Annotated in this window: 12 protein-coding genes; 3 read left to right on the top strand and 9 right to left on the bottom strand. The window is 49.5% G+C overall.

The window, feature by feature from the left end:
* Positions 1–221: 221 nt before the first annotated feature.
* The 9 genes from HMPREF1147_RS06070 to HMPREF1147_RS06030 all read right to left on the bottom strand — a co-directional run bounded on the left by HMPREF1147_RS06070 (position 222) and on the right by HMPREF1147_RS06030 (position 8,543).
* Entirely contained in the window at positions 222–2,519 is a 2,298-nt protein-coding gene (locus tag HMPREF1147_RS06070) for a virulence-associated E family protein (RefSeq protein ID WP_009658185.1), read from the bottom strand.
* Positions 2,516–3,094: a hypothetical protein gene (locus HMPREF1147_RS06065; RefSeq protein WP_009658158.1), complete on the bottom strand. Its 579-nt coding sequence runs from the start codon at positions 3,092–3,094 to the stop codon at positions 2,516–2,518. Before HMPREF1147_RS06065 ends, HMPREF1147_RS06070 begins: the two co-directional genes overlap by 4 nt.
* The gene (locus tag HMPREF1147_RS06060; protein WP_037351258.1) at positions 3,091–3,486 is read right to left on the bottom strand and encodes a DUF4406 domain-containing protein; all 396 of its coding nucleotides are present in this window, start codon (positions 3,484–3,486) and stop codon (positions 3,091–3,093) included. Before HMPREF1147_RS06060 ends, HMPREF1147_RS06065 begins: the two co-directional genes overlap by 4 nt.
* Positions 3,483–3,686: a hypothetical protein gene (locus HMPREF1147_RS06055; RefSeq protein ID WP_009439088.1), complete on the bottom strand. Its 204-nt coding sequence runs from the start codon at positions 3,684–3,686 to the stop codon at positions 3,483–3,485. The genes HMPREF1147_RS06060 and HMPREF1147_RS06055 overlap by 4 nt, the downstream gene beginning before the upstream one ends.
* A 107-nt stretch (positions 3,687–3,793) precedes the next feature.
* Entirely contained in the window at positions 3,794–5,746 is a 1,953-nt protein-coding gene (locus tag HMPREF1147_RS06050) for a DNA polymerase (protein WP_009658176.1), read from the bottom strand.
* Positions 5,747–5,814: 68 nt separating this feature from the next.
* Complete coding sequence (locus HMPREF1147_RS06045; protein WP_009658138.1) at positions 5,815–6,375, bottom strand: DUF2815 family protein; 561 nt, start codon at positions 6,373–6,375, stop codon at positions 5,815–5,817.
* A 14-nt stretch (positions 6,376–6,389) separates the two neighbouring features.
* On the bottom strand, positions 6,390–7,514 hold the full coding sequence (locus HMPREF1147_RS06040; RefSeq protein ID WP_009658126.1) for a DUF2800 domain-containing protein: 1,125 nt from the start codon (positions 7,512–7,514) through the stop codon (positions 6,390–6,392).
* On the bottom strand, positions 7,504–7,800 hold the full coding sequence (locus HMPREF1147_RS06035) for a hypothetical protein (RefSeq protein ID WP_009658124.1): 297 nt from the start codon (positions 7,798–7,800) through the stop codon (positions 7,504–7,506). Before HMPREF1147_RS06035 ends, HMPREF1147_RS06040 begins: the two co-directional genes overlap by 11 nt.
* Positions 7,801–7,886: 86 nt before the next feature.
* Entirely contained in the window at positions 7,887–8,543 is a 657-nt protein-coding gene (locus tag HMPREF1147_RS06030; RefSeq protein WP_009658125.1) for an RNA polymerase sigma factor, read from the bottom strand.
* A 598-nt stretch (positions 8,544–9,141) separates the two neighbouring features.
* On the opposite strand from HMPREF1147_RS06030, the gene HMPREF1147_RS06020 reads away from it, so the two are divergent.
* From HMPREF1147_RS06020 to HMPREF1147_RS06010, 3 genes are read left to right on the top strand one after another with little or no spacing between them, the layout of a single operon-like run.
* Positions 9,142–10,074, top strand: a complete 933-nt coding sequence (locus HMPREF1147_RS06020) for an ABC-three component system protein (protein WP_009658189.1) — start codon at positions 9,142–9,144, stop codon at positions 10,072–10,074.
* The gene (locus HMPREF1147_RS06015; protein ID WP_009440589.1) at positions 10,047–10,532 is read left to right on the top strand and encodes an ABC-three component system middle component 2; all 486 of its coding nucleotides are present in this window, start codon (positions 10,047–10,049) and stop codon (positions 10,530–10,532) included. The genes HMPREF1147_RS06020 and HMPREF1147_RS06015 overlap by 28 nt, the downstream gene beginning before the upstream one ends.
* Complete coding sequence (locus tag HMPREF1147_RS06010; RefSeq protein WP_009658187.1) at positions 10,525–12,366, top strand: AAA family ATPase; 1,842 nt, start codon at positions 10,525–10,527, stop codon at positions 12,364–12,366. Before HMPREF1147_RS06015 ends, HMPREF1147_RS06010 begins: the two co-directional genes overlap by 8 nt.
* Positions 12,367–12,820: the final 454 nt, after the last annotated feature.

Raw genomic sequence — 12,820 nt, 5'->3', positions numbered from 1 at the left:
CTGTAACATGAGGTTGTATCACCTCTAAAGCCAGTCATATCAACGGATTCACGTTGTTTCTTGTTACAAGGCTACAGAAAATCCCTATATACGCATATATGCGCGTATTCGCGTTTTTCATGTACGGAATTATTATGTTTCTATTTACATATATAAATCTTGTAACTTGTAACAAAGCCTTATGGTACGGGCTTTGCTGCAAGTTACAACTTCCGTACAAGTTACAAGCGGCGATAGATCCTCTGCAGTCCGTAAATTGCGATACGTTGGGGTGTGGGCTGTTTTTCCCATTCAGGAAGTCTGGACATGATGGCTGCTATCGCATAGCTGTCCATGGAACGCAAATCCTCTTTTTTCCTGCTGAAGCACTCACACCAAATCTCCATGTTGCTGACAATCACGCGCACGTCTGTCCCCACGGGAGTCGTATCATCGCCCCGCAAAAACTCCCGCCGCTGATAGAGATCCATCTCGTCCCAGTTGGCGGGAAGCAGCGTATCGAGATAGAGACGCACCAGACCTTCACGCTCATCGTGCTCCATCGCTTCCCGCTGCTCCTCTTTGGCATATTCCTCCAAGTCCGGGGGCAGATACAGCTTTTCTCCGGCATCGGCGAGAATCATCACCTCCGCCCAGATTTGCTGCACAAGCTCCGAGGTCATCTGCCAGGGTCTATATTTGCTGCTGCCGCTCAGTTTGATGTTCCAATAACGGCGGTTTCCTGTGATGTCTCTCAGATACCCATTCTCGCTGTTGGTCGTGCCGAAAAACACGCACTGGCGCGGATGGGATGTCACACGTCTGCCGAAACTCGCCCGATACTTGTCGTCCACCCGCGACACAAAGGCTTTCACCTTATCGAGGTCGGCTTTCTTCATGCCTGCCAATTCGCCGATTTCAAGAATCCAGTACCCCTGCAGCTTTTCGGCGGCGGTCTTGTCATTCATATCCGATAAGGTCAGACTGTCGGAGAACCAATCCATGCCAAGATTGGCGATGAAGGTGGATTTTCCGATGCCCTGTGCGCCGTTGAGAACGGGCATATAGTCAAACTTGATGCCCGGCTCTTTGATGCGTCGATAGGCGGCACACAGCACTTTCCGACTGACGGCACGGGTATATGCGTTGTCGGCTGCGCCCAAGTAGTCGATAAGAAGCGTGTCCACTCTCGCCACACCGTCCCAAGGAGGCAGTGCGGCAAAATACTCCCGTATCGGGTGATAACTGCGATCATCCACGGCTTTCGCGACGGCGATGTCATAGTTCCGCGCCGAGAACGTGCCGTAGTTGTCATCCACATAACAGATAAGCTGGGCATCGTCCGCATCCCGCCAGAACTTACCGGGATGTGACCACGGCACTTCGCCCTTGATTTCCATGCCGTCTGCCAGCTGATTAAAGACAATGTTTTTCATATAAGGATCGTTTTGCATGATGAGCTTGATGTTGTAGAGGGAGTTTTCAATCTGTGTGGACTTTTTCTGCCGCACCAGCTTGTCCTTCCAATCGTCCTCCTCGGCAAAGTCCTCTACCGCCCGTTCCTGCCGCTCCTTGAGTGCAAGGGTACGTACCTTTTCATCCTTGGCGGCAAACTCAGCCATCTGAGTGAAATCGCCGTCAAAGAGATGCATCCCTACGAGGTCGTATACATTGCACAGCTTCCCGTAGGCAGGATCGGAGGCATGGTGACTGTAGGCGAATTTGCCATCATAAATCATCACACCGGGGATGCTCGCCGATTTCGTATAGCCCCACCGATTCTCATCTGCAGTCGGCTCATACACATCGGAGAGAAATGCCTGCATAGCTTCTTGGAGGGGATAGGCACGGCAAAACGCTCCTACAATGCCCTCCTTGGTCAGAGGATCAGCTTGTCTTTTGCGCTCCCGTTCCACCGCTTCTGTTTCACCCGGTGCAGTCGGCAGAGAGCTGCAGTCCTGCCAGTTCGGATGCGCTGCCAGAAATGCGTCGGGGTCGAGCCAGTTGCCCTCATACCTGCGGCAGATGTACTCCCCGTCGGAAGAGGAGGTCGGCCAATACATCAGCTGATTAATCTTGAAGGAACAGAGATCAACCGTATCCATGCCGATCTCGTCCGCAAGATAGCGGGCGATGGCATTGTATTCGTCCGGTGTGACATCCCGCGTCAACGGTACGAGGATTCTCGCCCGTGGGGCTTCCGGGATATGGCTATGGGTGGTGTAGACGATGGTGCAATGTTTGAAGGCAAAATCATCGAAACAGCCCTGCTCCAGTCGATCATGATCTAAGGTAATCATGGAGCGGCTGATAACCTCGGTCGCCCGCCGTCGCGTCCCTTTCAGCGTTCCCGCAAAGAATCCGCCTTTGTCCTTCACGACATCCCGTTCGCACTTCTTCATGGAACGGTATTCTGCAGCGGTTTCGGCAGTACGGATGGGATTCTGCAATTTTTCCCAAAGAGCGTCCATCGTCATTTTTCCTGGATGCCAGACAAGAGCCGCACGGCTGTTGCCAAGACAAAATGCTAATTCTCTCATACGCGCACCTTCCTCACCCTCGGTGTCTGTCCATATTCAAATCTTGCCTGCCGTGCCAGCTTGAACGCCTGTACGGTGGAGGCATCGTCCCTGTCCATCGTATAGTTGCTGTCATCTCCGAAAAGCTCAAATTTGCCCTGTTTGTTGATGCTGGGATGAGCAACGTAGTAATCTCCGTCGATGGTCTGAAAGTTGAAGGGATAGGGTCCGCCGCCAAAGCTGGGGAAACCGTAACGCCCCCACTCGCGGCAGTAGGATTCAATATCTCCAATACCGTCTCCGTCAGGAATCCCGGGAACAACGAGGAGCGGGTGCTTACCTTGGCTGAACTGGTTGATTTTGGCGGCATCATCCTTGGTCATCTTCCCTTTGACCTCCACATGGAGATCCCCGCCTGCTCTTCCGTCAACATCGTGGAGCAGGAAGTCCGGCAAATAGCATTGACCGTTATTGAGCACATACCCCTCCGGCTCGTACTCCCAACGAACACCGCAGGCATCAAAGAACACTGCCCACCGCGCCTCCAAGCGTGAGCGGAAAAGATAGCCCTTGTATTCTGTCTCTATTACCTTCATGGCGAAACCTCCTCGCACTTCGTTGTGAAATAGCGGATGTTCTTCTGCAGCCGCTCGGCATGAGCAATCTCCGCTGCCATGCCCTCGGTGATTCGCTCGCCGAACGCCCAAACCTCGCCGCACAGCCTCAGAAGCTCGAAATTCATATCCATCGCTTTCTCCCGCTCATCTACCTCCAACAGAAACTGAGGAAAGTACAGATGCGGCGCGAGTGGTATCCGCCCCCTGCCCACAGCAAATTTGCAGTACTGCCGCGCCCGCATGACGTTGACGCGCGGATTGTCCCGATAGGGCGAACAGATGTAAGTGAACAGATTCTGTCGGAGCACCTTCGTGAGAGCTGCGTGCGCCGTAGGGTCGGCATATCCCTCGTGATTTCTGAACTCGATCATTTCTCGCACCTCATCTTCCTGCTGCATTCCGTGCAGCAGATCGCCGTGCCGAAGAGGTCGAACTCCGAATCGCCGAAGAATTCATTGAGATCAACAGGCACTTCCGCTCCGCAGCGCGGACAGTGACAGAAGACATTCTCATCGTTGATTTCCACCGTGACCTCCAGAGTGTCATTGATGTTTTCCTTGACATAGAACATAAGATTTCCTCCCTTTGAAAACTGATTAGTTCCTCTCATCAGTAAGAGGACGAACAGGGAGGTTTTGGTCACCAAAAATCCTCCCATTTTTCACGGGAGGATTGAAGTCAATCTTTCTGATAGAATTGGCACTCGAAACCATCGGCACGGAGCGGGAGTCCGTCTGCCCAAGGCGGGGTTCGCGCCATCTGCTCACAAATGGCAGAAAGAGAAACTCGCTCGTCGCATTCGATGATGAGTTCATCATGGACGTGTGCAACAATGTCCATCGTCCGCAGCGTTTGCATGGCATAGCAGAGAATGTCGCGACTGATCGCCTGCGTGACATTCTCCACGAGCTTCGGTCCGTAAGATTCAATCCGTGCCCACTTTTTCGAGAGATTGAGTCCCATGTAAGTGACGGATTCGCCGCCAAACTGATTCTCCCCAATGCGCGGCTTCACATAGGCAAGCCTGCGCCCACACGGAAGCTCGATGAACATCATGCTGCCTTGATAGATGAACCGGATGCCATGGGTAACCTTTGTGCTGCGCTCCTTGATACAGTCCTTCGTGGCGCGATACACCGCCCACCAGAAGTCCACGATGTTCGGATTTGCTGCACGCCATGCATCCACGAGCGGATTCAGCTCCTCTTCCTTCATCCCAGACTCCAATGCACCGAATGCTTTCAGCGCACCAACGGAGCCGCCGTATCCACTCGACAATTCTGCTAATTTACCATACTGCCTGAGATGCCCGTTCTCTCCATGCTTGACCACATTGCAATGGAACATCCTGCCCGCTGTAGCGCAGTAGATGTCGCCATCATTTGCAAAAACGTCCATGCGCCATCGTTCCTTGGCAAGCCATGACAGTACCCGTGCTTCAATGGCAGAGAAGTCCGCGACAATGAATTTTCTGCCCTCCTTGGAAATAAAAGCAGTACGGATAAGCTGTGACAGGACATCCGGCACGGATTCATAGAGCAGTTCCAGTGCCGCAAAACTTCCCTGCCGCACGAGACTGCGGGCGTATTCGAGGTCGGCGAGATGATTCTGAGGAAGATTTTGTAATTGAATGTGGCGTCCCGAAAACCGCCCGGTACGGTTCGCACCATAGAACTGGAACATCCCCCGTGCACGACCATCCGAGCAAACGGTATTCTGCATTGCCTGATATTTCTTCACCGAGGATTTTGCAAGCTGCTGCCGAAGTTCCAGTACTTCCTTCAGCGGATCGGGAACATTGGCAAGGAGGGCAGTCACGGACTTCTTGTCGAGCGACTCGGTTTCAACTCCCTGCTCCTTGAGCCATGCCTTCATCTGCGTGACACTGTTCGGGTTCTCAAGGCTGGTCAAAGTTTTCAGCCTGTCCGTCAGTTTTTCCTTGGTTCGCACGTCGATCTGGACGGCGTTCTCCACCAAGGGCATATCCAGACGTATCCCGCGGTCATTGATCTCCTGGTCGAGTACATACTCCTCCCACACCGACTGCGGCACAGGATATTTGGAGAGACGCTTCTGAATCGCCATCTCCACTTCGACATCGCGGCGGTTGTAAGACTTGAAGAGGTCCCACTTCGCTCCCGTGGGTTCGTGGAACGGAGGCGTTGAAAAATAGCGGATCAGAGCCTTACCCTCGTTCATTTTCTGCTCTTCCAGTCCAAGCACACGTCCAACGCCGGCAAGTGAGAGCGGCAGTCCCATGTAGGCAGACCAGACCATTGTGCATCGCCAACTGTGGGGACTCAGAAAGCGGGCACACTCCGTAGAAAGTGGATGATTGTCATGGAACGGATCGAGGGCTATCCCCAAGTCCGACAAGTAACGCGACAGGCACACACGTTCAAAGTTGGCGTTGAATGCCCACTTGATGACGCTCTCATCGGTCAGAGCATCCAGAATTTCCTGCGGAATCTGTTCTCCGTTAGCAATGTCAATGACCTGCACAGCACCGCCGTCCACGGAATATCCAAAGAGCAAGATCGCGAAATCCTCTGCCTCTGCGTATCGATAAACACCACTTTTCCCAATATCCACACTGCTTCGCGTTTCAAGATCGATAGATAATGACTTCATGTATGTTCTCCTTCCGTGACAAAGGCAGCGAGGAAGAATCCCCGCTGCCCGTGTCGGTCAACTCTTATTTAGCTGAGAAAATCCTCGTCTTCGTCTGCGAAGTCATCCTCGGCGCGGGTCTTGCCCCCGAGCGGCTCACCGTCGGAAATCTTCTGCAGGTTGTTCAGTCCGCAAGCGATGCCCTTGTTGCCGTTCGAGTTGAATGCGTAGAAGTTGATGCTTGCTCGTCCGTAAACGCCGGAGTAGACCTCCGAGTGCTCGATGATCGGATTGCGGGCAGCATCCACGATGCCGGGCGCGGTCGCAGAGTTTGCGTTGATGAAGTAGCTGTCCTTATACGCCTCATCGTCCGGGCGTTCCACATCGCCGTCACGAAGTGGGTTCTTGATCGCCGTGAGTGCGGGCACGGACTTGCTGCTGCCCTTGAGCTTTGATTGCCCTTCCTCGTATGCCGCCTGAATGGCGTTCTTCACTGCCGTCACTGTCTTGGTGTCGCTCTTCGGTATGATGAGCGACACGCTGAACTTCGGCGCACCGCCGTTAATGGACTTTGCCTGCCAGACGTTGGCATAGCTCCAACGTGTCTTGACACCCGTGATCACTTTTGTCGGATTGATAACTTTTGCCATGATGTGTTTTCTCCTCAACTTTCCTTGAAATCTTCTGCTGCGGTATTCATCGCCGGCCGCTTGTCGCTCATGGGAGCAAGTGTAGGTTTCCCCTGCGGCTTGACAACGAGGCTGCCGAGCAGTTCCTCAAACTTACTTTTTCCGAGCAGACCAGTCATCGCCGTAATTCCGAGCAGTTTTTGCTCATACGGCTCAAAGCCTGCTTCTTTGACGGTTTTGGCGACAGCCGCCTCATCGGTGTATTTCCGATTCGAGCGGCCTTCCACCAGTTTCCAGTCCGTCCACTGTTTCCCTTGAATCGCCCGCTGCAGGGCGTATTCCTTGATGTCGCTGACCCATGCGGCGAGTGTGTCAGCCTTTGCAAGCACCGCTTCTACTTCCGAATCTTCCAGTGTCGGTGGCATTTCGAAGTCATACCGGGCGAGTTCCAGATTGTACTCTGCCCGCTTGCGGCAGGTCGCCTTGATTTTGCAGAACTGGCAATGTGCTCCGGCGCAGAACACTCCTTCTCCTTCGTGTGCCAACTTTGCCGCAGGTACAAGCGTATCTGCCGCCCATGCCAGAAGATCAGCTTTCGAGATGATGAACTCCGAGATGTTGGCGAGACGAGGCTGGAAGATCACCATCCGCACCTCTTCGATGTCGTAGAGACCGTCGAACATCTGGACGCAGCCAAGCGCGTAGCACATCATCTGCGGATTGTGGTCAGCACTGACCTCGATGCCTTTGCCGTGTTTGTAGTCCACGATGCAGACGGTCTTGCCGGAGATGATGAGCGTGTCGGCTGTGCCGAACCCATCGGGTACAAAGTCCGAGAAGTCCACACGCTGCTCCACGGACACCATCGTATCCTTCGACTCCTCGCGGAACTGCGACACAAGCCCCATAACGAACTGGGCATAAAAGTCTGCACACTCTTCCATCTCACTGTCATAGGAGGACAGCTTCTTGGTCGGATCGCGCACCCGCTCCCCAAGAGCCTTGCGGAGTTTGTACTCGCAGAGCGTATGCGCGTCTGTCCCTTGGGCGGCATACTCACTCGGCGTGTCGGGTTGCTCCGCATTGAGCCGCGCCGACGGCGGACAGGCAATCCAACGTGCGGCAGAGGATGCCGAGAGGACGGCATGTTTACGTGCCAATCTTCTCAGCCTCCTTCAAGAGTGCCGTATAGTACTCCGGCACAAGCTCGCTGAGTTTTGCCGCGCCGAACTTGGAGATCAGTGACTTGACTGCGGCACTGTGCCCTTCGACAGAGAGCTTCGCAAGCACGGTGCGTACCTCCTCAAGTGTCGGCGCGGCTTCCTCCGATTCCGAGACCTTCGGTTGCTCCTCGCCTTGAGAACTCTGTACGATTTCCTCAAGGACATCGACGAGCCGGCGCAATGTCGCCACAAGCTCTGCTGTGACTTCATTCTGTTCCCGCATAGGTATCACTTCCTTTCGATTAACTGCGGGCATCTTCACCTTCCTATAAAGAAGAGGACACCTGCCCGCAGTCTGGTCACCAGATTTTACAAAATATCCTCAATCTGCTCTTGCAGTCTGGGCATGAATTTCTTCATACGCTTACGAACACTTTCTTTGGATTTGAAGCCGACAGCACCAGCAATCTCGCGTTCAGACTGTCCCGCCGCCCTGCGGATAAGAATTTCATGGTCGATGGGATCGAGTTTGGCGAGAGCCTCGTACAGCGTGCGATTACGCTCCTCGCGGACTGCGGTGTCGGCGACATCCTCATGGACGGGAAGTGCCGGGTCATTGACCTCCACCGCACGTTCTAAAGAGATTGTCCGATACACGGGATGTGAGCATCCATCACAGCTGCGGTTGGCGCAGCAGGGCTTTCCTTCATAGATACAGTGTTGCTCACGCTTTTCCCGCTTATCCTCCCGCCAGATTGGGCGCATGACGACGGAGTATTGATTAGCATCGACAGGTGCATAAATTGCCCGCCCCGACGCCTTGAAGAACTTTTCTCCGGCAGCCTTCCGCCGGACGAGTTCATCCATGCCCGTATCCCGGATTCTTCCGTTTTCGTGGATCTGAATCGGGACGGGGACATACACGCCCAGCTTCTTACTGTGCTGAAAACGATGTCCCTGCTGCAGGAGTTCCTTGACCTCCTGCGCGGAGTAGTCTTTGATGATACCGTTAAGCTGGATTTTCATAGTTTTGCGTTCCTTTCGTTCTTGCCGAACGGCAGGATGCAAAACTACACACGGGCTTCACTCCAAAAATGGGCATAAAGAAGCACGGTGGGAGCATAGAAATACTGACAAGCTCGTATGCTGTCAGAATCCCTGTTTGCATCCCGCCGTCCTATGGCCATCTTGGACAACAGATTGACTTACTTAGGGAAACCGAATTTGATTCTTCCTACCACATCCTTAAAAAAATCTCCCTCTACAAAGAAACGGACACATACATCCGATTTGGTCACCGCTTTTTGATTAGAATTTTTTCTGTTTTTTTCTCACAAAAGCGAGAAAAGAAACTCTTGCTCGTGTTATAATTTAGATGTACTAGATTTCCTCTGCCCCCGGATAAAACGACGAAGGTGCAAGGACTGTCTTGGAAATGTGTTATAATAGTTCTATGCACTATCTTCACAGAGAGATTTCATATGCTGTGCTTGATGAGGACTTCTACAAAATCAACTTACTAATAGCAGTTTAGCAAAATAGCTTATTTAAAAATCGGACTGGACGGACACTCCCGGACGCTCTCGGACAGAAAGGAAATCTTCAAACAGGAGGAATATAAGTCATGACTTTTTCTGAATATGCTACAGGTCTTTCAGCCTATATTTCATATGGAAAATCGGAGTATGACTATTTCACTGAGCTGATCGGGAATTTCATACAAGATGCTGCAATGGACGCCTGTAAACTACTGAAGAGACAGAATGACACAAAGTATCGATACATCAAAGGAATCCGCCTCATTCAAGTAAAGGATGCACAATATCTCTATGACCACCGTGATAAGGAAAAATTCTCGCATTGGATATGGGAGAGAATGGATGATACATCGTCTTATGACAAGATATCAGCTTGGTTGGTCAGACATAACATTTCAAGTAATGATCCAGCCACAGCATGTGCAGACCTGTTAGAGTCTATAATCTTAGACATCATCAACAATATTGCCTCATCTCCCCCCTCTCAAAAATCTGATTTAGATCTGACGCTGATCAATGACATCCAAGAAAAAATAAAGTCGCTCCCCCGTCCGGCTAATGTACCGGTTCCTAAGGAAGCGACTCAAAATGAGGAAACATATATTGATGAGTTGTTTTTAGCATACGGCGATGCCGAGGGCATGGATGTGTTTTCAAGGAATGACCTTATATCATTTCCCGACTATGAGGAGGATTTAAATGGTCGCCGCATCGATTTTTATGCGGCTGAAAGCATACGGCGCGGAGTATTAGAGTTGGGCAGTGGCAGTCTAACAGATCAATTTGACGTCTTGAAATCCGAAACTCTTGTCGGCGTGACAGACACAGCAAAACGAGCACACCCGAATGGTTATGAGCGTATGCTTGCAGTAATGGAGCAGGCAGTCACCACACCGATGACAAACTATGTTCTCAGCGCATCTCCATATTGGATCGGTGGAAAAATCAAAAAAGGTGTATGCCATCATCTTGTGAACGACGGTAAACTTGCATGGATAAGGAGAAGAAAGAAGCAATGAGTGAATCCGCCCTTGGCTCAGTCTTTGAAATTTCTCTCCGTATTCTTCTCATGCTGAAAGAGTTGTTTCCTTCAAAATTAGATGAACAACAAGTCAGTGCATTAGATTTCATCTCTGTTTACGCATCAGACTTTGGTCTACTGGACGAAAACCTGCATGGATATGGCGATTACAGATTTAGTGAATATCCAGCAAGAAAGCATATGGTGGATTCTGCTTTAAAAAACCTTGTACTGGATGGATATGTTCGCCTATCTCCCACCCCAACCGGGTACAGATACTCCATTACAGAGCTTGGAATGGCGGTCTGTAAGCAATTTGACAATGACTATGCAAAAGAATACATTATTGCGACTCATGCTGTACTTAGTAAGTTTAATGGAGCAAATGCCAAGGCGATGTTGAAAGAAATAAACAAGCTTACTGTTCAATCACTAAAGGAGGTCGGACATGAATAGATTTTATATTGAAAAACTGATCGTGTCCGGTGGATGGCACAAAGACACCGTCATTGATTTCAAACCTGGTTTGAATTTTATATTGGGGCCTTCCAATACAGGAAAAAGCCTCATCATGGACTGCTTGGATTATGTATTCGGATTCTCCCCGAAGAAAAACCGACCTTCAAAAATTGTTGATAACCAATACGGCTATGAGTATGTCACGCTCCATTTGGCAACAGGCACAGGAAGCGTTATTCTGAAGCGCAAAATAGCTGATTCAAAAATTCTCGTCAGCGGCACAGATCCAACAGTTGAGCATGGTACATACAGCGTAAGTCATAACGCCAAGAAGAATATCAACGCTGTCTATCTTCATTTGCTTGGAATTGATGAACCGCATGTTATTCGTTCGGCAGAAACAGGCACTAAAACTCAAGATCTAACATGGAGAAGTATGCTCCATCTGTTTTTCATTCGACAAGGAGATGTTGCAAGAGAAAGCTCAGCGTTACTGGCGCCCAATAGCCCGGGTCACACGGCATCAGCATCCGTACTGTTATACTTATTAACTGGGAAAGATGCCAATTCCCTTATTGCAACAGAAGATCCTAAAATCAGTGAAGCAAAAAAGAAGGCCGTGATTGGATACATCCAAGAAAAAGTAAAGGAACTCACTGCCAGACGAGAAAAACTGGAAGTTGCTCTCTCATCCTCAAGTATCACAGATCCTCGTACGAGCGTCGAGCGTATTCGAAAAGAGATTTCTGACCTGCAGACACGAATGGATGCTGCTGCAAAAGAAAGTCAGCAGATTATGTCGGAAATCTATGCATGGAATGGTAAACTCTCCGAATCAAAAACTGTAGAACATAATCTTTCTGTCCTACACCAACAGTATCAAGCTGATATCAGGCGAATCGAGTTTATTGTTGATGGCGCAGCGAGTATCTCACCTATCCGAAAAAAAGTTAAGTGCCCTATCTGCGGTGAATATGCAGAACGTGTACAGAGCACATCTTTTATTGAAGCATCTGCAGCTGAGCTTGAAAAAATTAAACATCATCTATCCGAACTGAATATTGCTCAGAAGGACGTCAATCATCAACAAAAAACGATCATTACCACAATCAGAGCATTAGAAGAAAAGAAGGATACTATTGATACTCTGATTACTAACCAATTACAACCTCAATTAAGTTCTTTTGAAGAAAAACTTGAACAACATCTAAAACTGATACGACTTTCAGGAGAGCTCGATTTTGTCCGTCAAGACGAAATACAGTACAGTAGTGAGTTGTTCAACAAGGAAACAGAAGAAATATCGCGCCCCTCGAAGTATAATGTGTTCGAGGATTATGACTACGATCTCATCAAAGGCTTTGAAGAGAAGCTTCGTCAGATTTTGAAAGCCTCCCATATTGGAGGAGCGAATTCAGCAAGACTTAACATGGAAAACTTCGACATTGAGATTGATGGGCTAAAAAAATCTGTCTCAATGGGCGGAGGCTTCTGCGGGCTACTGAACACAATCACAACAATGGCGATGAGTTCATACCTCATTGATCTTGGAAGGAATGCTCCCGGCTTCTATGCAGTCGATTCCTCCTTGACGCAGCTCTCTGAAGCGGAACATAAAGAACAAAACGATACCATAAAACAAAATTTCATAAAGTATCTCATCTCTAATGCCCACGAACGACAGGTCATCATTGTTGAGCAAACAAAACGTATGCCCTTCATTCCCACTGACAGTGAGGAAAATGCTGTCCATGTTATTCAATTCTCTAGAAACAAAGAAAAAGGTAGGTATGGATTTTTGAATGATGTGTATAATGCGGAAGATCAATAATTCTTAGTTACTTTTACAAAGCACTTGCCCTCAATCATAATTTCTAAGTATCCCCTTACTCAACTATAACAAAGTATGTTTTGGTCTTGAGATAGAAGAACGGAGGGAGAAGAACCGATATTGCTAGATGATGACATATATCGTACGGATTTTAAGGAATCGCTGATAAAATGAAGGCCGTCAAATGGGCGTAGCTCTTTTCGTCCGAACAAGGAAGAAAAAATGCGTCAAGATGGTGGCAAATTGTAAGTTTAATTGTCGCAAGTTCTCGTTAAACTTTTAGCAAATTATAAAATCGCAACATACATATCGTTTGGGCTCTTTGTCAATAGTTACGGAAAATATTTACGGCTATTTTTTAGGGAAACACTGATAAATTCTTATGTTGCGCAACTCTGCCTCGAAAGATTACAATAGAGAAAGACAATAAACGATGAGGGAGAGACAAAAATGG

The sequence above is a fragment of the Selenomonas sp. FOBRC9 genome (assembly GCF_000287655.1).
In the GTDB taxonomy this organism is placed as follows: Bacteria; Bacillota; Negativicutes; order Selenomonadales; family Selenomonadaceae; genus Centipeda; species Centipeda artemidis.
This window is presented reverse-complemented; position numbering and strand designations above follow the sequence as displayed.